The 21,182-nt window shown below is 27.8% G+C and carries 23 protein-coding genes; 1 reads left to right on the top strand and 22 read right to left on the bottom strand.

All coding sequences use genetic code 11. The annotated features are described in order from the left end of the window. Positions 1 to 74 precede the first annotated feature (74 nt). From GBZ86_RS02025 to GBZ86_RS01920, 22 genes are all read right to left on the bottom strand, one after another. A complete protein-coding gene (locus GBZ86_RS02025; protein WP_152887263.1) occupies positions 75 to 869 on the bottom strand; it encodes a M23 family metallopeptidase in 795 nt (264 codons plus the stop codon). Between the two features lie 138 nt (positions 870 to 1,007). Then, entirely contained in the window at positions 1,008 to 2,060 is a 1,053-nt protein-coding gene (gene spoIID, locus GBZ86_RS02020) for a stage II sporulation protein D (RefSeq protein ID WP_327443646.1), read from the bottom strand. A gap of 177 nt (positions 2,061 to 2,237) precedes the next feature. After that, on the bottom strand, positions 2,238 to 3,509 hold the full coding sequence (murA, locus tag GBZ86_RS02015; protein ID WP_152887261.1) for a UDP-N-acetylglucosamine 1-carboxyvinyltransferase: 1,272 nt from the start codon (positions 3,507 to 3,509) through the stop codon (positions 2,238 to 2,240). Between the two features lie 20 nt (positions 3,510 to 3,529). Further along, entirely contained in the window at positions 3,530 to 4,189 is a 660-nt protein-coding gene (locus tag GBZ86_RS02010; RefSeq protein ID WP_152887259.1) for a hypothetical protein, read from the bottom strand. A 159-nt stretch (positions 4,190 to 4,348) separates the two neighbouring features. After that, on the bottom strand, positions 4,349 to 4,741 hold the full coding sequence (locus GBZ86_RS02005) for an ATP synthase delta/epsilon chain alpha-helix domain-containing protein (RefSeq protein WP_152887257.1): 393 nt from the start codon (positions 4,739 to 4,741) through the stop codon (positions 4,349 to 4,351). A 14-nt stretch (positions 4,742 to 4,755) separates the two neighbouring features. Next, positions 4,756 to 6,153: a F0F1 ATP synthase subunit beta gene (gene atpD, locus GBZ86_RS02000; protein ID WP_152887255.1), complete on the bottom strand. Its 1,398-nt coding sequence runs from the start codon at positions 6,151 to 6,153 to the stop codon at positions 4,756 to 4,758. 14 nt (positions 6,154 to 6,167) lie between these two features. Then, positions 6,168 to 7,031: an ATP synthase F1 subunit gamma gene (gene atpG, locus GBZ86_RS01995; RefSeq protein WP_152887253.1), complete on the bottom strand. Its 864-nt coding sequence runs from the start codon at positions 7,029 to 7,031 to the stop codon at positions 6,168 to 6,170. 51 nt (positions 7,032 to 7,082) lie between these two features. Next, positions 7,083 to 8,591 (bottom strand): F0F1 ATP synthase subunit alpha, encoded by a 1,509-nt coding sequence (gene atpA / locus GBZ86_RS01990; RefSeq protein ID WP_152887251.1) that lies wholly within the window; start codon positions 8,589 to 8,591, stop codon positions 7,083 to 7,085. Positions 8,592 to 8,601: 10 nt separating this feature from the next. Then, positions 8,602 to 9,141, bottom strand: a complete 540-nt coding sequence (locus GBZ86_RS01985; RefSeq protein ID WP_152887249.1) for a F0F1 ATP synthase subunit delta — start codon at positions 9,139 to 9,141, stop codon at positions 8,602 to 8,604. Positions 9,142 to 9,143: 2 nt separating this feature from the next. Beyond that, entirely contained in the window at positions 9,144 to 9,623 is a 480-nt protein-coding gene (locus tag GBZ86_RS01980) for a F0F1 ATP synthase subunit B (protein WP_152887247.1), read from the bottom strand. A 54-nt stretch (positions 9,624 to 9,677) separates the two neighbouring features. Next, the gene (gene atpE, locus GBZ86_RS01975) at positions 9,678 to 9,896 is read right to left on the bottom strand and encodes an ATP synthase F0 subunit C (protein WP_152887246.1); all 219 of its coding nucleotides are present in this window, start codon (positions 9,894 to 9,896) and stop codon (positions 9,678 to 9,680) included. Between the two features lie 41 nt (positions 9,897 to 9,937). After that, the gene (locus GBZ86_RS01970; RefSeq protein WP_327443639.1) at positions 9,938 to 10,612 is read right to left on the bottom strand and encodes a F0F1 ATP synthase subunit A; all 675 of its coding nucleotides are present in this window, start codon (positions 10,610 to 10,612) and stop codon (positions 9,938 to 9,940) included. A gap of 37 nt (positions 10,613 to 10,649) precedes the next feature. Beyond that, on the bottom strand, positions 10,650 to 11,018 hold the full coding sequence (locus GBZ86_RS01965) for a hypothetical protein (protein ID WP_152887244.1): 369 nt from the start codon (positions 11,016 to 11,018) through the stop codon (positions 10,650 to 10,652). 575 nt (positions 11,019 to 11,593) lie between these two features. After that, positions 11,594 to 12,775, bottom strand: a complete 1,182-nt coding sequence (locus GBZ86_RS01960) for an acetyl-CoA C-acetyltransferase (RefSeq protein WP_152887242.1) — start codon at positions 12,773 to 12,775, stop codon at positions 11,594 to 11,596. 225 nt (positions 12,776 to 13,000) lie between these two features. Beyond that, complete coding sequence (gene wecB / locus GBZ86_RS01955) at positions 13,001 to 14,155, bottom strand: non-hydrolyzing UDP-N-acetylglucosamine 2-epimerase (RefSeq protein ID WP_152887240.1); 1,155 nt, start codon at positions 14,153 to 14,155, stop codon at positions 13,001 to 13,003. 115 nt (positions 14,156 to 14,270) lie between these two features. Further along, positions 14,271 to 14,900, bottom strand: a complete 630-nt coding sequence (gene upp / locus GBZ86_RS01950) for a uracil phosphoribosyltransferase (protein ID WP_152887238.1) — start codon at positions 14,898 to 14,900, stop codon at positions 14,271 to 14,273. Positions 14,901 to 14,934: 34 nt separating this feature from the next. Next, positions 14,935 to 15,384 (bottom strand): ribose 5-phosphate isomerase B, encoded by a 450-nt coding sequence (rpiB, locus tag GBZ86_RS01945; protein WP_152887236.1) that lies wholly within the window; start codon positions 15,382 to 15,384, stop codon positions 14,935 to 14,937. 87 nt (positions 15,385 to 15,471) lie between these two features. Further along, on the bottom strand, positions 15,472 to 16,524 hold the full coding sequence (locus GBZ86_RS01940) for an L-threonylcarbamoyladenylate synthase (RefSeq protein WP_152887234.1): 1,053 nt from the start codon (positions 16,522 to 16,524) through the stop codon (positions 15,472 to 15,474). A 5-nt stretch (positions 16,525 to 16,529) separates the two neighbouring features. Then, the gene (locus GBZ86_RS01935) at positions 16,530 to 17,138 is read right to left on the bottom strand and encodes a hypothetical protein (RefSeq protein ID WP_152887232.1); all 609 of its coding nucleotides are present in this window, start codon (positions 17,136 to 17,138) and stop codon (positions 16,530 to 16,532) included. 77 nt (positions 17,139 to 17,215) lie between these two features. Then, the gene (gene prfA, locus GBZ86_RS01930; RefSeq protein ID WP_152887230.1) at positions 17,216 to 18,298 is read right to left on the bottom strand and encodes a peptide chain release factor 1; all 1,083 of its coding nucleotides are present in this window, start codon (positions 18,296 to 18,298) and stop codon (positions 17,216 to 17,218) included. 55 nt (positions 18,299 to 18,353) lie between these two features. Beyond that, positions 18,354 to 20,117 carry a peptide chain release factor N(5)-glutamine methyltransferase gene (prmC, locus tag GBZ86_RS01925; RefSeq protein WP_152887228.1) on the bottom strand — a complete coding sequence of 588 codons (1,764 nt, stop codon included), beginning with the start codon at positions 20,115 to 20,117 and terminating at the stop codon, positions 18,354 to 18,356. A 63-nt stretch (positions 20,118 to 20,180) separates the two neighbouring features. After that, complete coding sequence (locus GBZ86_RS01920) at positions 20,181 to 20,768, bottom strand: thymidine kinase (RefSeq protein WP_152887226.1); 588 nt, start codon at positions 20,766 to 20,768, stop codon at positions 20,181 to 20,183. A gap of 146 nt (positions 20,769 to 20,914) precedes the next feature. Between GBZ86_RS01920 and rpmE the strand changes: the two genes are divergently transcribed. After that, positions 20,915 to 21,121, top strand: coding sequence for a 50S ribosomal protein L31 (gene rpmE / locus GBZ86_RS01915; protein ID WP_152887224.1), 207 nt, complete (start codon positions 20,915 to 20,917; stop codon positions 21,119 to 21,121). Positions 21,122 to 21,182 lie beyond the last annotated feature (61 nt).

The raw sequence follows: 21,182 nt of genomic DNA, 5'->3' as shown, positions 1-21,182 counted from the left end.
CCATATTATTAATTTTCTTATTTGGACCATTCTATAAAATATAGAATGATCCAATTATTATTTATTAATGCTAACTAATCATTTTTCACTACTAAATTACCTAAAAGCTGTTGCGGATCTATAGGCTCATTAGATTTTTCTACATGGAATAATAAATATTCTGATGAAACTCTATCTTGTGGATTAGTTTTAACAGTGCTTCCTACATTGCCCAAAACTAAACCTTGATTAACATTATCTCCAACTTTAACCTTTAAATCTTTATCTAAATTTGCATACATTGAAACTACACCATTAGAATGTTCTAATTTTACAAAAAATCCTTCTTTAGAATCTCCTTGTCTAGCTTCTAAAACTTTTCCATCAGCAATTGCCTTTACTTCTGTTCCAACTGCAGCTTCAATATCAACTCCTTTATATACTGATGCTGTTTTTCCTTCATTTTCAATTCTTGGTTGTAAATTATAACTTCTAGTTACTTTTCCATCCTTTACAGGAGAAACATACTCTACTTTAACATTTGCAGATGTTTGAATTGAGTTATCTTGCTTTTTAGACTCTTCTTTTTTTCCTTCATCTTTAGATTTATTTGGTTCAACTTTATCTTCTGGTTTAGTTGAAGTTTCTTTTTCTTCATTTTCTTTTTCTTCATTTTCTTCTTCTACTAACTCAGCATTTTCAAACTCAAATTTAGAATTATCACTTTCTACATAAGTTTCATCCTTTTCAGCTATGCTACTTTCAGGTTGCTTTACATCATTTTTTGCTGTAAATGCTGCAACTGTTGCAACTACACATATACAAACAAATAAAATTACATAAAACCCTTCTTTTTTAATAAAATTTTTGAATCTTTGTTTTTTATCCATGATTTAACACCTCCTTTAGTAAGTCTGTCCTTATGTAAATAAAAAATACATATTTATTAATTTTATTTTCAAAAAAATTTCTACAAATTATAACAAAAAGGTGTTACATATACAAAAATATGTAACACCTTAAATTTACTATTCAATTCTACATTGATTAATAGGTATAACTTCACACCCCGTATAATAATGTTGAAGAATTTCTTTGTGATTTTTTTTATTTTTAGCCATAACATTAGCTCCCCATTGACTCATTCCTACAGCATGTCCATATCCAAAGCATTCAATAATAACTTTATTTTTATCTACAATTATATTAAAATTAGCTGAATTTAACCCATACATATATCTAAATTCAGTTCCTTTTATGGAAACACCTCCTATTTTCAATTCATTTATTGTTCCTCCTGGATTCTTACTTATTATTTGAATATTATTTGATATATTTTTAGTATTTAAATTTGAATTTGAATATTTTGAATTAAATTTTTTAATAAAATCGTTTAAGGAAAATGTAAATACTTCATTATATTTAGGTGATATTTCTTCACCTAAACTTTCTACAGATTTAAGATAAGGTATATCCATAGCAAATACACTTTTTGCATCTTCCGTTCTTCCTGAACTTGTTGAAAAATATTGAGGATACCTTACTAAAACTTCATTATAACTTAAAACCATACTTTCACATTCTTTAATAGCCTCTGAAATTTTATTAAATAATCCATTATTATTTTTATTTAAAGATTTTTCTTTTTCTTTAGCATTAGTATAAGCTTGACAATGTACTGAATCACATATATCAGCTCCATTAGCTTTTTTACAAGGATTTAACTTCTTAGATAATACAAATGTTCTAGCTAATATAGCTTGTGCAATCAAAGCTTCTCTCTCAAAACTAGCTGGCATTTCACTACTAACTACTCCTAATACATATTCTTCTAATGATATTTCTTCAACTTTATTTTTTTTAGATATAAAAACTTTAACCTTTTCTAAATCTATATCTAAATCTTTTATATATTGTAAATTTATATTTAAATTTAAATCTTCTTTTGGAATTTCCACATCTTTATTTTTGCTTTTTACATTTATAATAGTTCCAAAAATTATTGGAATTAAAAATATTAATAAAAGAACAATAACAACTATTCCTATATCCTTTAATAAACATTTATAATTCTGTTTCACTATTTCCTCCTTAAAACACTTCTATATAAAATTTATATGTTAATATTACTTTTATATTCTCTAATTAAATTATTATTTTAAACTTTAACCTGTACTATATAAAAATATTATTTATGTAAAATATAAAAAAACATCTATATAAAATGGGTTATTTCCCTATTTTATATAGATGTTTTCTTAGCTATTTATTCTATATATTTCTGCTCCTAAATCTTTAAGCTTTTTCTCTATATTTACATATCCTCTATCTATATGATATATATCTGAAATATACGTTTCTCCTTTAGCTGTTAATCCTGCTAATATTAAAGCTGCACCTGCTCTTAAATCAGTAGCTCTTACTTCGCATCCAGTTAACGTCTCTACACCTTCAATAAATGCTGTTCTTCCCTCAACTTTTATATTAGCTCCCATTCTATTTAATTCAGCTACATTCATAAATCTATTTTCAAATATAGATTCAGTTATAATACTATTTCCATTAGAAATTGATAATAAACTCATCATTTGAGATTGCATATCTGTTGGATATCCAGGATGAGGTAATGTTTTTATATCAACAGGATTTATTATATCGTTACCTTTTACTATAACACTAGGAATATTACCTTTTATAAATTCAAAAGTAACACCACATTCTTTTAGTTTCTCAATAACAGGCCTCAAATCTTCTTCATTTATCCCATTAATCTTTATTTTTGATTTAGTTATAGCAGCTGCTATCATAAATGTTCCAGCTTCTACTCTATCAAATATAGGAGTATATTCAGTTCCTTTAAGCTCTGAAACACCTTCTATTGTTATTTTACCACATCCTATACCATTAATTTTTGCTCCTAATTTTATAAGAAAATTAGCTAAATCTGAAATTTCTGGTTCCTGTGCAGCATTTTCTATTATAGTTCTTCCTTTTGCTAAAACTGCTGCCATCATTATGTTTTCTGTAGCACCAACAGAAGGAAAATCTAAATAAACTCTATTTCCTATTAATTCTTTAGCTTTAGCCAGTATAAACCCATTGTCATCTTTAATAATTTCTGCTCCTAATGATTTTAATCCTTTTAAATGTAATTCAATAGGTCTACTTCCTATATTACACCCTCCTGGTTGAGCTATTTTACATTCCCCATATTTTGCAAGTATTGGTCCCATAATTAAAAAAGAAGCTCTCATTTTTCTTACTAAATCTGTATTAGGTGATAATTTATTATTATTTAAACCATTAATTTTTATTATATTTTCATTTTTATTTATATATACTTTAAAACCTAATTGATTAATAACATCACAAATAGTGAAAACATCTTCTAACATAGGTGCATTATTTATAGTAACTTCTCCATTAGCTAACAATGAAGCTGCAATTATGGGCAATACAGAATTTTTAGCTGCACTTATATCAACTTCACCTTTTAATTTTCTTCCACCTTTCACTACTATCTTATCCATATTATCCTCCACTATTATTATTAATATGTTGTAAATATAACTGGGGAACCAATTATTAAATATGTGTCCGTAGTATAGCTAATAATAGAATAATTAAATTTATCTTCATCTTTAAGATTAATTGTTCCTGTAATTCCTGAATTTATAGGAATTGTTTCTGTATTTTTAATATAAGTTCTACCTATAGTATTAAATAATTCATTGATATTATTTTCATATCCTTTATCATTCTTTAGTTTACCCTTTATATAAGTAAAATATCGTTTATCTGTTATTGTATCATCTGCTAATTTTTCTAAAAGATTCTTTACTTTATTAATATCAATAATTCCTTCTTCATCAATTATTTCAATTATAACTCTAAATCCACTCTTTTCTTTATTAATAATAAGCTTTAAATTTTTCTTTTCCTTTAGATTTTGAAAAATATAAGATTCATTATTTTTAATATATTCTTTACCAAAGCAAATATTTTCCACAATTAAACTATTATTTATTATGGTTATAATTTCATTTATTGATTTTTTTGATGTATACTCCAATCTTATGCCTTTTTCTTCTATATCACATAAATTCACTTCTATATTTTTATAAACATCTACTTCATTATATATATTTGACTGACAAATAATTAAAGAAAAGATAATTAAAAATATAAACATTAAAATTAATTTTTTCATATAGCCCCCACCTTCCCTTTTAATTATTATCATTAATATTTTTTTTATACTTATATTACCAATATATTATTTTTTTCAAAAAATGTTCTAAAAACTATTTTTTATATAAAAAAAGACTTGTAGTTTTATATTTCTACAAGTCTCTAATACTAAATAATTTTATTTTAGGTCTAATCTTGTCATAGCTCTAATTAACGCTAATTTAGCTCTTTCAACATCTATGTTTTTTCTATCTTTTAATCTACTTTCAGCTCTCTCTTTAGCTTTTTGTGCTCTTTCAAGATCAATATCTTCAGGCCATTCTGCCACATCTACACAAAATATTGCTTCATTATCTCTAACTTTCATAATTCCATTAAATGTAGCTAACTTAAATTCTTTTCCTTGTGAATCATGAATAACTGATATTGATGGAATAGTTGATGTTATAAATGGTTCATAATTAGCTAGTATTTGAAATTTACCTAATTTATTTTGACAACTAAATCTTATTATATCTCCATTATAAAATTCCTTTTCAGGAGTCTTTATAATTAGTTTAAAATTTTTCATATATTAACACCCCTTTATTGGGCTATTTGTTTTGCCTTTTCTATAGCTTCTTCAATTGTACCTACAAATAAAAATGCTGATTCTGGTAAGCTATCATGTTTTCCTTCTATGATTTCTTTAAATCCTCTTACTGTTTCTTTAACTGATACATATCTTCCTTGCATTCCAGTAAACTGTTCTGCAACAGTAAATGGTTGTGATAGGAATCTTTGAACCTTTCTTGCTCTTGAAACTATAAGTTTATCTTCATCTGAAAGTTCATCTACACCTAAGATAGCTATAATATCTTGTAACTCTTTATATCTTTCTAAGATATGCTTAACTTTTGAAGCAACTTTATAATGCTCTTCACCTACAACTCTAGGATCTAATATTCTTGATGATGAATCAAGTGGATCAACAGCAGGATAAATTCCTAATTCTGCTATACTTCTTGATAAAACTGTTGTAGCATCTAAGTGTGAGAATGTAGTTGCTGGTGCTGGGTCTGTTAAGTCATCCGCTGGAACATATACTGCTTGCACTGATGTAATAGAACCATTAGTAGTAGATGTTATTCTTTCTTGTAATGCTCCCATCTCAGTAGCAAGAGTTGGCTGATATCCAACTGCTGAAGGTATTCTTCCTAATAAAGCTGAAACCTCAGAACCTGCTTGTGTAAATCTAAATATATTATCTATGAATAATAACACATCTTGACCTTGATCTCTAAAATATTCAGCCATAGTAAGACCTGTAAGAGCAACTCTCATTCTTGCTCCAGGTGGTTCATTCATCTGTCCAAATACTAAAGCTGTTTTATTTATAACTCCAGAATCTTGCATCTCATGATATAAATCATTACCTTCTCTTGATCTTTCACCAACACCTGTGAATACAGATAATCCACCATGTTCTTTTGCTATATTATTTATTAATTCTTGGATTAAAACTGTTTTTCCTACTCCAGCTCCTCCAAATAAACCTATTTTTCCACCTTTTTGATATGGGGCTATTAAATCTATAACTTTTATACCAGTTTCAAACATTTGCGGAACAACTGATTGTTCTTTAAAAGTTGGTGCTGGTCTATGAATTGGATAATATTTTTCAGAACTCACTTCACCTTTATTATCCATTGTGTTTCCTAGTACATTAAATAATCTACCTAATACTACTTCACCAACTGGAACCGATATAGGTCTTCCCATATCTTCAGCATCTACACCTCTTCTTAGTCCTTCAGTTGCTTCCATAGCAATAGCTCTTACTATATCATCTCCAACGTGTTGCTCAACTTCACAAACTAAAACAGTTCCATCTTCCTTCTTTATATGAATGGAGTTATATATATTAGGAAGCTCATCTGTAGCAAACTTTATATCTATAACTGGTCCTATGACCTGAACTACTTTTCCTACATTCTTACCCATGTAAGCGTACCTCCTTATTTCTGTGCCTCAGCTCCACCTACAATTTCCGAAATTTCTTGGGTTATAAGGCTTTGTCTAATTCTATTATATTTTGTTTGTAATGAATCAATTATATCATCTGCATTTTTAGTAGCTCCATCCATAGCTTGCATTCTAGCACTTTGCTCACTAACTTTTGAATGACACATTGCATTCATTACTTTTCCTTTTAAATAAGCAGTTATTGATTCTATTATTACATCATTTTGGCTTGGTTCTAAAGTATATACATCAACTTCTCTTATACCTGATTTTTTAATAATATTAAAAGGTAGTATTTTTTCTTCAACTATCTCTTGTCTAACAGGTGAGAAGAATTTAGTGTATATTAAACTTACTTCTCCAAAATTACCATCTTTGAATTCGTTCATTACTTTATTAACAATAATACTGGAATCTTTTGTTGTTGGTGAATCTCCAATATCAACATACTCAGCTAATGTATTAAAGTTATATTTTTTAGCATAAGATATTCCTTTTTGTCCTACAACTATAGTAGAAATACTCTCTCTTACAGTTTCATATTTTTCACTTAAATATGCAGCTGGATTACCATTAAATCCTCCACACAATCCTGTATCTGATGAAAATAATATAAACAGCTTACTAGTACTCTTATTAGATTTTGTAAAAATATTATCTTCTAAATCACTGACTGAACTTAATATTTCATTATTTATATCTTCTACTGAATTAAAATAATCATTATTTATATTTAGCTTTTGTCTAGCTTTTCTTAACTTAGAAGTGGCTACAAGTCCCATAGCTTTTGTTATTTTTTTAGTGTTTGTTACACTTTTTATTCTTCTTTTTATTTCTAAAAGTCCTGCTCCTGCCATATCATCCACCTCCATTTCTAAAATAGTGCATAGCTTAAATAAGCTATGCTACTAACTTAAAAATATTTTTTTGAACTCCACTAATGATTTTTCAAGTGAAGATTTAATTTCATCAGTTAATGATTTTTGTTCTATTATAGATTTACCTACTTCTCTATGGTAAGTATCCATATATTCTAAGAAGTCTTTTTCAAATCTTCTTATATCACTAACTTTTATATCTGATAAAAAGTCATTTACTGCCGCGTAAAGTATCATTATTTGTTTCTCTACATCCATTGGACAATATTGATCTTGCTTTAATACTTCAACTATTCTTTTACCTTTTTCAAGTCTTTGTTGAGTATCTTTATCAAGGTCTGATCCAAACTGAGCAAAAGACGCTAATTCTCTATATTGAGCTAGTTCAAGTCTTAAAGTTCCTGAAACTTGCTTCATTGCTTTTATTTGAGCATTTCCTCCAACCCTTGAAACTGATATACCAGGGTTTACTGCTGGTCTTTGACCTGCAAGGAATAATTCAGATTCTAAGAATATCTGCCCATCTGTTATAGAAATTACATTAGTAGGAATATATGCTGTAACATCTCCTGCTAAAGTTTCAATAATTGGAAGTGCAGTTAATGAACCTCCACCATTTTCTTTTGATAACTTAGCCGCTCTCTCTAGTAATCTTGAATGTATATAGAAAACATCTCCTGGATAAGCTTCTCTGCCTGGTGGTCTTCTTAATAATAATGACATTGTTCTATAAGCAACTGCATGTTTAGATAAATCATCATATATTACTAATACATCTTTACCCTTATGCATGAAATATTCTCCAATAGCACAAGCTGAATAAGGTGCTATATATTGAAGAGGTGCTGATTCAGCGGCAGTTGCAGCAACTACTATTGAATAATCCATAGCTCCTTCTTCTGTTAATATGTTAACTATATTTGCAACTGTTGATTGTTTTTGTCCTATAGCAACATATATACATATAACATCTTTACCTTTTTGATTTATCATTGTATCTAATGCAATGGCAGTTTTACCTGTTTGTCTATCTCCGATTATTAATTCTCTTTGTCCTTTACCTATTGGTATCATAGAATCTATAGCTTTAATACCTGTTTGTAAAGGTTGATTAACTGAACTTCTATCTATAATACTTGGAGCTGGAAACTCTATATCTCTATAACCATCATTTTTTATTGGTCCCTTACCATCAACCGGTTGTCCTAGTGAGTTAACAACTCTACCTATTACTTCTTCTCCTACAGGAACCTCAACAACTTTTCCAGTTCTCTTAACTATATCCCCTTCTTTGATTCCTTCTTCTGACCCTAATAGAACACAACCAACATTATCCTGTTCTAAGTTTAGTGCCATACCAAAAACATCATTAGGGAATTCTAGAAGTTCTCCCTCCATACAATCTTCTAATCCATATACTCTGGCAACACCGTCACCTATTTGTATTATTGTACCGGAGTCCACTGTTTTTAATTCTTTTTCATACTTTTGTATTTCTTGTTTAATTATAGAAGTTATTTCTTCTGGTTTAATATGCATAGACTCACCTCTATTCCCTTTTTAACATTAACGACCTTAATTCATCTAGCTTAGACTTTATAGTTCCATCTATAACGTCATCACCAACTCTTACATAAAGTCCTCCGATAATGCTTTTATCAACTTTTTCTTTTAATAAGATTTTTTTATTATATATTCTTTCAAGCTTATTAATTAAAGCATCAATCTGTTCCTTATCTAAAGGAATAGCACTTTTAACATCTGCTACTAAAGTGTTATTTTTCTCAAGATGGATTTTTTCCATCTCATTTAATTTTTCCCTTAAATAAAGAATTCTATCTTTTTCAATTAAGATTAACAAAAATGATATTAACTCATCATCTATTTTGCCATTAAATATACTCTTAAAAGTTTCTTTTTTTCTTGTAGTACTAATCTGAGGATGCTTTATAACTTCATAAAAATCCTTATTGTTATATATTAAATCACATATTTCTCTTAAGTCTTTAAGATATTCCTCAACCTTACCCTTTTCTTCTGCAACTTGGTAAAGTGCTAAGGCATATCTCCTATCTAAATATTCATACATAACTAGATACCTACCTTAGTTATAAAATCATTGATAAGCTCTTTATGTTTATTTTCATCTATTGTTTCTTCTAAAACTTTTGATGAAAGCATCATTGCTAACTGAACAGTTTGTTGTTTTAACTCAAACTTAGCCTTTTCAGTTTCTCTTTCAATCTCTAACTTAGATCTTTCCATAATTGTATCTGCTTCTTTATGAGCATTTTCAACTATTTCTTGATAGAATTTATCTGCTTTTCTTTTTTGCTCAGCAGTAATTTTCTTACCTTCTTCTTTCGCCGACTTAAGAATTCTTTCATTTTCTATTCTTAATCTTCTTGCTTTTTCTGCATCATCATCTGCTTGTAATATTTTTTCTTCTATTTCAGATTCTCTATTTTCAATGGCAGCTTTGATTTTTTCCCAGAAAAAATGTTTAAGAATAAAAGTCAGTGCTATAAAGTTAATTATAGTAATTATAATCTTAGCTATATTTATTCCCATATACTATTCATAGCCTCCCTTCTGGAGTCAACAATTGACTTAACTTTCTATGAATTATTTTAAAAATAATAATACAAGTGCTACAATTAAACCGTAAATAGCTGTTGCTTCTGAAAGACCTGCACCAAGTATTAATAAACTTTGAATTTTACCCATTTCTTCTGGTTGTCTTGCAACTGCTTCTGTTGCTCTTCCTGTTGCTATACCTATACCTATACCTGCTCCAATACCTGATAATACAGCTATACCTGCTGCTAAAAGTGACATATCCATGTTTAAATCCTCCTAAAATAATTAACTTTTTAAATTTAATATTAATGCTCTGCTGTCATTTTGATATTTACCATTGTTAACATAGTAAATACTATCATTTGAATAGTTCCATCAAATACATCAAAATAAGCATGAGCAAATATTGGAATACCTAATTGTGCAAACCACGCTACATGATTTAAAGCATCATATAATAATTCTATAATAAGCGTAGCTGCTAACATGTTACCGAAAAGTCTCAGTGAAAGAGACACTGGAAAAACTATTCTTTCCATTATATTCAAAGGTAACATCAATACAAAGGGTTGAGTATATCCGTGTAAATATCCTCCAACTCCATTTCTTTTTATAGCAGTAAAATGAATTACTACAATTGAAATACATGCTAATCCTATAGCTACATTTAAATCTTTAGTAGGTGGCATTATTCCTAATAATCCAACCAAGTTAAGAATTAAAAGATAAATCATTAATGAACCTATAAATGGTACATATGACATATAAGATTCGCCTATATTTCCTCTTACTAAACCTGCTACAGTATCATATAACATTTCTAAAACAACTTCTTTTTTAGTAAGTTTACCTTTTAGATTTCTGGTAAGTAAATATGCTCCTATAGCTAAAACTAAAATTATTATCCATTGAAATACTATATCACTATCAATTAATATATTTCCTATTTTAAAGGAAAACATAGGTCCTACTATTTCCACCTAATCACTTCCTTTCTTTTTAACTGATAAGAAAAATTTATTCTTTATTAAGCTTAATTGACTTAGTCTTATAAGACATAATAGATACTTGTTGCAATATAATTGCTATTATATAAAAAATTAAACTTGATAAATCATATACAAAAAATGCTGAAATAGCTGCTACAAGAACTACCCTCATAAATGATCCTACACTTATTAAAAAAACAAACTTGTTTTTCGTTGTGAGTATGTAAGTTGTTAATGCTTGTAAAATAAAACTTATAGTAGAAACTACATTTCCTACAATAAAAGGAGTTAGAAGCTTACTTTCTCCCAAAATCATTAACACTACCGAAACTACTATTCCTATAATAGTGTTTATCTTAGATATTCCTATAATTAATTTTAAAACATCATTTTTCATATATAACCATCCATTCCTTCATGAACTCGAGTTGACTTTCATTATTATATTCCTATCATTCTTTTTTTTAAAATTTCAAATTCTGTTAAATATCCTTTAATACCTTAAAATAACTTAGTTAAAATTCATTATCCCCTAAATCCCTCTAATATCTTGCTTTAATATAGTTTTTCTTTTTAAATACATAATATCAATATTAATTATGCAATTTCCTTAATATTCTGACAATTGCATAATTTATGTAATATTAATTGATAACTTTTACATGCATGTATTTATTATCATAATTTCATAAAAATTAATTAAAAAATATTTATTTATTAATTAATTTTTTTAACAATATTGAAAAAAAATTAATTTTTTATACATTATAATAAGAAATTTGAATATTTATTTTTATAATTATTCAAATTTTTTTGAAAATTATACTTTTTTCTTTTTACACATTAGTTAAATCTCTTCATATTTGTTATTTTTCACTATATTACTATATTAGTATTATTAACTATTGTATTAATTATTCATATAAAAAATAAGAAATGTAATTTAAATTACATTTCTTATTTTTTATAATATTAAACTCTTTCAACTATTAATGATGTGCCCATTCCACCACCAATACATAAAGTAGCTAATCCTTTTTTACAATCTCTCTTTTCCATTTCATGAAGTAATGTAACTAATATTCTAGCTCCTGATGCTCCAACTGGATGGCCTAATGCTATAGCTCCACCATTTACATTAACTTTATCCATATCAAATTCTAAATCTTTAGCAACAGCTAAACTCTGTGCAGCAAAAGCCTCATTTGCTTCTATTAAATCTATATCTGAAATAGTTAAACCTATATTTTCTAAAGCTTTTTTTGTTGAATAAAATGGACCATAACCCATTATTGCTGGATCTAATCCTTTTGAACCATATGAAAGTATTTTACATAATGGTTTTATTCCCAATTCTTTTGCTTTTTCAGCGCTCATTACTACTATAGCAGCTGCTCCATCATTTATACCTGAAGCATTTCCTGCTGTTACTGTACCATCTTTTTTAAATGCTGCTCTTAATTTCCCAAGAGAAGCAGTTGTAGTTCCAAATCTCGGGAATTCATCTGTATCAAAAATTATTGGTTCTCCTTTTCTTTGAGGAATTACTACTGGTACTATTTCGTCCTTAAATTTTCCTGTTTTTATAGCTTCCTCAGCTTTAACTTGAGATTTAGCTGCAAATTCATCTTGCATTTCTCTTGTTAAACTCCATTTTTCAGCAATATTTTCTGCTGTCATACCCATATGATATCCATTAAAAGCATCTGTTAAAGCATCATTTATCATAGAATCTAACATTTTACCATCGCCCATTCTCTGACCAAATCTTGCTGTTTTTAACAAATAAGGAGCTTGAGACATGTTTTCCATTCCTCCAGCTACAACTACATCAACATCTCCTGCTTTTATCATTTGAGCCGCTAAAGCAACAGATCTTAATCCTGAACCACATACCTTATTTATTGTCATAGCTGGAACATCTACTGATAACCCAGCCTTAACAGCAGCTTGTCTAGCAACATTTTGACCTAATCCTGCCTGTATAACATTCCCCATTATAACTTCTTCAACTAAATCTCCATTAATATTAGCTTTATTTAAAGCCTCTTTTATAACTAATGCTCCTAAATCTGCTGCTGATACATCTTTTAAAGCACCACCAAATGTTCCAAGAGCAGTTCTAACTGCACTAACAATAACAACCTCTTTCATAACTCTCATCCCCCATAGCATTTTGAAACTTTTTGTATTATTTTACATATTTTTATAATACAACATTATTATAACATTTTTGTAATAATAATCAATATTTTGTTATAAAAACATAAAATCTTCTTTCATTAAAATAAATTATTTAACTTAAATATTAAATAAAATAACAAAAAAGGTTACAAACAAATTAAAAATTTGCTTGTAACCTTAAACTTATAAATAAATTTATTTACTTATAAATTCTTCAACTTGTAAATTACCTTTTTCAAAGTAATTTATTATAGTATCAACTATTCTTTTTGATGCTAATCCATCTCCATATGGATTTATAGCTTTACTCATTTTATTATATTCCATTTCATCATTTATAAGTTTATTAGCTTCTGTCAATATAGTATTAACATCAGTTCCTACTAATTTAACTGTTCCAGCAGCTACAGCTTCAGGACGCTCTGTTACATCTCTTAAAACTAAAACTGGTTTTCCTAAATGAGGAGCTTCTTCTTGTAATCCACCTGAGTCAGTCATAACCATAAAACACTTATTCATAAGATTATGTGTTTCTTTAGTATCTAATGGAGGTAATAAATGAACTCTTTCTTTACCTTCTAATTTTCCATAAACTACATCTTTAACAACTGGATTTAAATGGACTAAATATACTAATTCTACATCTTTATTTTTATCAACTATATCAGATAATGCATTACATATATTTTCTATTCCTTCACCCCAGTTTTCTCTTCTGTGAGCAGTTATCATTATAACTTTTTTATTTTCAAAATCTATGTTATTTAATTCTTCTGTTTCAAATACATAATTATTTTGTACAGTATGTTCCATAGCATCAATTACTGTATTACCAGTAATTTTTATGTCTTCTTCTTTTACACCTTCTCTTAAAAGATTATTTTTAGATCCTTTAGTAGGAGCAAAGTGTAAATCAGCTAAAGCTCCTGTTAACTTTCTATTCATTTCCTCTGGGAACGGGAAATATTTGTCAAAAGTTCTTAATCCTGCTTCTACATGACCAACTTTAATTTGTTGATAAAAAGCTGCTAAGCCCCCTGCAAAAGTAGTAGTTGTATCACCATGAACAAGTATCATATCTGGTTTTTCTTTAGTAAATACTTCTTCTAATCCTTCTAACACTCTATTAGTTATACCTGTTAAAGATTGTCGAGTCTTCATTATGTTTAAATCAAAATTAGGCTTTATTTCAAAAAGCTCTAAAACTTGATCTAACATCTCTCTATGTTGAGCTGTTACACATACTTTTGATTCAATTTCTTCTCTTTTTTCTAACTCTTTAACTAGTGGTGCCATTTTTATAGCTTCAGGTCTTGTTCCAAAAATAGTTAATACTTTTATTTTATCCATAAAGTATCTACTGTTGTTAAAATCTTAAAACTTTAAAGTTAATTAAAGATTTTACAACAGTTCACCTCCTTCAAAATATTATAATCATTATTACATAATCCTTAATTATTATATACTATTTTGTACCAAATAATCTATCTCCAGCATCACCAAGTCCTGGAACTACATATCCATTCTCATTTAATTTTTCATCAATAGCAGCAACATATATATCTACATCTGGATGTGATTTTTGAATTACTTTTATACCTTCTGGTGATGAAACTAAGCACATAAGTCTTATTTGCTTAGCTCCTCTTTTCTTTAATAAAGTTATAGCATCAGCTGCTGATCCACCTGTAGCTAACATAGGATCAACTACTATTATATCTCTTTCTGCTATATCTTGTGGAAGTTTACAGAAATATTCTACTGGCTGAAGAGTCTCTTCATCTCTATATAAACCTATATGACCAACCTTTGCTGCTGGTATAAGTCTAAGCATACCATCAACCATTCCTAATCCTGCTCTTAATATTGGAACTATCGCCATTTTTTTACCAGATAACATTTTACACTTAGTAGTGCATATTGGTGTTTCTATTTCAACTTCTTCCATCTGTAAATCTCTAGTAACTTCATAAGCCATTAACATTGATACTTCTTCTACTAATTCTCTAAAATCTTTTGAACCAGTCTTTTTATCTCTAATAAACGCTAATTTATGTAATATAAGTGGATGTGTTATTTCTGTAACTTTACTCATTTGTAAATACCTCCTGAAAATATAATAATTCTTTTTATTTTGAATATTTTTTTTCTATTTTGCTAATTTTATCTATCCTATTTTGATGTCTTCCACCTTGAAACTCTGCATTTAAAAACGCATCAACAATATCTAAAGCTAATCCTACACCTACAGTTCTTTCTCCTAAAGCTAAAATATTAGCATTATTATGTTCTCTTGTAGCATGTGCACTAAATGTATCACTACAAAGAGCAGCTCTTATTCCTGGTACTTTATTAGCTGCTAAAGATATTCCTATTCCAGTTCCACAAACTAAAATTCCAAAATTAGAATTTTTATTTATGATATCCTCAGCAACTTGTATAGCTATATCAGGATAATCACAAGATTCTGTATTGTATGTACCATAATCCTTTACCTCTATACCTTTTGCTTGTAAATGTTTAATGATTTCACCTTTTAAATTTAACCCACCATGGTCACATCCTATTGCTATTTTCATGGTATTGCACCTCCATAAGTATATAATGATTATAAAAAAAAGAAGATATTATTAATAATCTTCTTTTATTTTAATAAATTACTTAGATTAAACTTTTATTATATCAAATCCGCAAGCTTTTCTTAATCTATTCATTATAGCTAATCCTAATCCAGTATCTTCAAAAGATTCACTAATAATAACATCCACATTATTATTATCAAATTCTCTTAAAGTACTAAATAATTTTTTTGCTATAGTACTTAGATTATTTCTACTTCCTAAAGATATAATTACGCCATCCTTATAATTTGATAATGTTTCATCAGTAACCATTATTCCAACCTTTAATCCATCATCTATGTAATTATGCATCATTTCATTAATTTTTTCAACCGTTTTTTCTATTGAACCTTCAACTAATCTAACCTTAGCTTTTGGAGCATAATGTTTATACTTCATTCCCGGTGCCTTTGGCTTTAAATTTTTATCATTTTTATCTAATAATGATTTATCTATATAAATTTTATCATCTATTTCTTTTAACATTTCTAAAGTAATTCCACCTGGTCTTAAAATACAAGGTGGATTACATGTAATATCTAATATTGTAGATTCTACACCAACTTCACTACTATCACTACCGAGAATATAATCTACTCTTCCATTCAAATCTAAAATACAAGTTTCCATATCTGTTGGACTAGGTCTCCCTGATATATTAGCTGAAGGAGCTGCTATAGGAACTCCCGCTTCTTTAATTAAATTTAATGCAACTTCATCACTTGGCATTCTAATTCCTATAGTATTTAACCCAGCTGATGTTTCATTTGGAATAATATCTTTCTTTTTAAATATCATAGTTAAAGGTCCTGGCCAAAATCTATCCATTATGATATTAGCTATTCTAGGAACTTCTAGGGTAATTTCATCCAATACCTCTTTACTTGAAATATGTACAATTAATGGATTATCTTGCGGCCTTCCTTTAGCTTTAAAAATTTTTTTTACTGCATCAATATTTAATGCATTAGCTCCTAAACCATAAACAGTTTCTGTTGGAAAAGCTACTATTCCCCCATTTTTTATAACGTCAGAAGCTTCTACTATATATTTTTTATCTTTATTTAAATTTTTTATGTATCCTAATTTAGTATCCATAAATATCACCACCATTTTCTAGATAAAATAATTTCTTTTTGTTCTCTAGCTATCTTTATATTTTCTATTGAATTATCTGTATAAATTGCTTTCACACAATTTTTATATATTAAATCTAAAAGTTTAAACTTTTCTAATCCACCATGTTTAATTATTGTATAATAAAATGATTTTTCTGGATATAAAACTGTTAATTTTTTATATTCTTTTGATAACAAAGGATGTTTATTTAATAAGTTAATATTTATTCGTTTAAAAGAATTTCTTCTTTTTTTACATGATAAAATAATTAAAATATTCATATTATCTAAACTTTTACTAGTATGAACTAAATGTACATCCTCACAATTAATAACTTTAGATTTTTCAACAATAGAAGGTTTTACAACCAAAAATCCATTTTTGCATTTGTATTTTAATGCTAAATCTTTATATACCATAAATATAGCGATTAATATAAAAATTTCAAGAATAATAAGATAGCCAATAATAAATTTTGTATATAATGTTAAAAATATAATTACTAAAGGAAGTATTACTTGCATGACAATCATAGAAAATATAAAGATTTTATAAGCGTTTCTTTGTTTTTTTATAGCTTTATCTATATACATTTTTACGTTCACCATACTTATTTAATATATTTTTTTAGCTATAAAGCCCTACATAAAATATGTAAGGCTTTACTAGTTTAAAATTCCGTATTTCCCATTTGTTTCATTTTCTGAGCTTGATCTTCTGTTATAAGAGCATTTACTATTTCATCAATATCTCCCTCTAAGAAATTATCAAGTTTATAAAGAGTTACTCCAATTCTATGATCTGTTACTCTTCCTTGTGGATAGTTATAAGTTCTTATTCTCTCACTTCTATCCCCTGTTCCTACTTGGCTCTTTCTATCTTCTGCTATTCCTGCTAATCTTTCAGCTTCTGCTTGCTCAAAAAGTCTAGCTCTTAAAATTTTCATAGCTTTTTCTTTATTCTTAAGCTGTGATTTTTCATCCTGACATGAAACAACTAATCCAGTTGGTAAGTGAGTTATTCTTACTGCTGAATCAGTAGTATTAACACACTGACCACCATTACCTGACGCTCTAAATACATCAACTCTTAAATCTTTTTCATTTATTTCTATTTCTACATCATCAACCTCTGGTAAAACTGCAACTGTAGCTGTAGACGTATGTATTCTACCTGAACTTTCTGTATCTGGAACTCTTTGAACTCTATGTGCACCACTTTCATATTTTAATTTTGAATATGCACCTTCACCTTTAATCATGAATACAACTTCTTTGAATCCACCTATATCAGTTTCGTTAGAACTCATAAGTTCAACTTTCCATCTATTTTTTTCAGCGTATTTTGTATACATTCTAAATAAATTAGCTGCAAATAAAGCTGCCTCATCTCCACCAGCTCCACCTCTAATTTCAACAAATACGTTTTTATCATCGTTTGGATCTTTAGGTAATAAAAGAATCTGAATTTTATCTTCTAAAGAAGCTTTTTTATCAGTTAATTCTTTTATTTCCATTTGAACCATTTCTTTCATTTCAGGGTCATTCTCTTCAGCTAACATTTCCTTACTTGCATCTAGTTCTTCTACAGTATTTTTGTAATCTTTATACTCATTAACTATTACTTCTAAGTCTGCATGTTCCTTACATAATTTTCTCCACTCAGTTTGATTAGCCATTATGGAAGGGTCACTTATCTTAACTGAAAGCTCATCGTACTTATTCTCAATAAAGTTTAATCTATCCAGTATCATTTTATCACTCCGTAATATAGATTTTCATATTCTTTTATTATAACATAATATATTATTAAGTTTCAAGATTTAAGCAACCTATAACAACTCTATCTAACCCTGCTAAATCCTTTATAACTTTAACATTAATATAACTGTTTTTTTCCATCAACTTCCTTACATCTTCACCTTGGTCATGACCTATTTCAAATGCTAATATGCCATTCTTATTCAAAATTTCTTTGCTACCTTTAACTATTCTTCGATAAAAGATTAATCCATCCTCACCACCACTTAAAGCTAAATGAGGTTCATAATTTTTAACATCTTCCATTAATGTATCTATTAACTCTTCTTTAATATATGGAGGATTAGATACTATTATATTATATTTTTCATCTTTTAGTTCATTAAACAAATCGCTTCTTTTAAAATTACATCTTTTATCTAAATTAAATAATTTTATATTTTCTTTTGTAATAAATTCAGGAATGTGGTCAATATCAATTAAATCTACAAGTATATTTTTTCTATAATAAGCTAAAGACAATCCAATGGCACCACTTCCACAACATAAATCACATACCTTTATATGTGAATCATCATTTATATTCTTTAATACTTCTTCAACTAATATTTCAGTATCTCCTCTAGGTATTAGAACTCCTTCTTTAACTTTAAAGTCTAATCCCATAAACTCACAAAAACCCAATATATATTGCATAGGCATTTTTTTTTCTCTTTTTGATAATAAATTATAAAATTTATTCTCATCTTCAATAGAAACTTTTTCATTTCTATTAGTAATTATCCACAATTTTTCTTTATTTAATACCTTGCTTAATAAAAGTTGTGTATCTAATATATAGGTATTTATTAATACTTCTTTTAATTTATTATTTCCAAATTCTAAAAGTTCTCCCACACTTTTTTGCGTGTTTTCTAATCCCTCTGCCTTCATTAAAGACACAATTGCCACCTCTATCTGCGAATCATCAGGCTCTCTAGTAGTTAAACTTTGTAACTTCAAGCCTGGAGCTGCTATTATTTTAGATAATTTTCCATTAGAATTTCCTAACCATTTAATCAATTCATAAGTAACGCCTGAAACTAAAGGTAACAGTAAAATTCTTATAGTTGTTCTTTCTACAATAGAATCCCACTTTGTAAATGAAAATATTAAAATACTTACAATTGCAACAAGAAATAAAAAGTTTGTTCCACATCTTGGATGAAACCTAGAATACTTTTTTACATTTTTAACAGTTAACTCTTCTTCATTTTCATAGCAAAAAATAGCTTTATGTTCTGCACCATGATATTGAAAAACCCTTTGAATATCATCTAAACGACCTATAAAGTACATATATGAAAGTAATATACTTATACTTATTACTCCTTCTATAATGCTTAAAGACCATGTAGGGAAATTTACTTTCTTTAACAGAAATGTAATTCCCGTTGGTATTGCCATGAATATTACTATAGCAAAAAATATTGATATAATCATAGTTAGTCCTATAATAACATCATTGAATTTTTCACCTAACTTATTCATTAACCATTTCTCAAGTTTGGAAGGTTCTTCATTAACATCATCAAAAAATTCAGCAGAAAAATTTAAAGACTTTAACCCTACAACTAAAGAATCTATTAATGTGATAAATCCTCTTACTATGGGCAAAGAAAAAAATTTGTATTTTTTAGTATATGGAATTGATTTATCAAATTTAACTTCTATATCTCCCTTTGGGGTTCTAACAGCAGTTGCTATCCCCTTTTTTCCTCTCATCATAACCCCTTCTAAAACAGCTTGACCTCCAACCTGAGATTTTTTCATATTAATTCTCCTTCTAATATATAAATTAATTTATGTTTCACTTAATACCCTTTTATTTTTTATTTAATTATTTTCCTTATATTTAAAATAACATTGTCCACACAATGATTGATATTCTACATTATCAACTAAATCTATTGCAACTTGTTCACCTTGAAAAATATATTTTCCATTTACTTTTCTTCCATTTAATATTGCTTTTCTACCACAAGTACATATTGTTTTCATTTCTTCTATACTATGTGCTAATAATAATAATCTTTCACTTCCTTCAAAACCATTCATTTGAAAATCAGTTCGTAATCCATAGCAAATAACTGGTATATCTTTATTAACTGCAATTTCAAATAATTCATCAATATGATGTGATTTTAAAAATTGAACTTCGTCTACAATAACACAATGTATTTTCAAAGATTGTTTTGAAAATTCTTCTATCATTTCCATAATGTTATCTTCTTTTTCTATTAATAAATCTACTTCTTTTTCTACACCAAGTCTAGAAACAACTTTTGTTCCTCCCTTTTTATCTGTTGCAGGCTTTATTATTATTGCCTTCATTCCTCTCTCCTCATAATTGTATGCAACTTGCATAAGATGAGTAGATTTACCTGAATTCATAGCACCATATCTAAAATATAATTTACTCATTCCTCAAAAAACTCCTTATAAACTTATTTATTATGATTATATCCTAAATGCTATATATTTTAAACTATTGACGATTATTAGACCCCATGTTATACTTGTTACTAGTTGTTTATTCAACATTTTTTATTGCGAAAGAGGTGAAAAAGATGAGAGAAGGCATACATCCAGAATACCATCACGATGCTATGGTTAAGTGTGCATGTGGAAATACTTTTACAACTGGTTCAGTAAAAAAAGAACTAAAAGTAGAAATATGCTCTAAATGCCACCCATTCTTCACTGGAAAACAAAAAATCGTTGATGTTGGCGGAAGAGTTGACAAATTCAACAAGAGATTCAATCTTAATAAATAATTTTTTTATTTTTAATGGGAAAGATGTATCTTTCCCATTTTTTATTTATATAATATTATAT

This window comes from Clostridium tarantellae (assembly GCF_009295725.1).
Classification (GTDB): Bacteria; Bacillota; Clostridia; order Clostridiales; family Clostridiaceae; genus Sarcina; species Sarcina tarantellae.
This window is presented reverse-complemented; position numbering and strand designations above follow the sequence as displayed.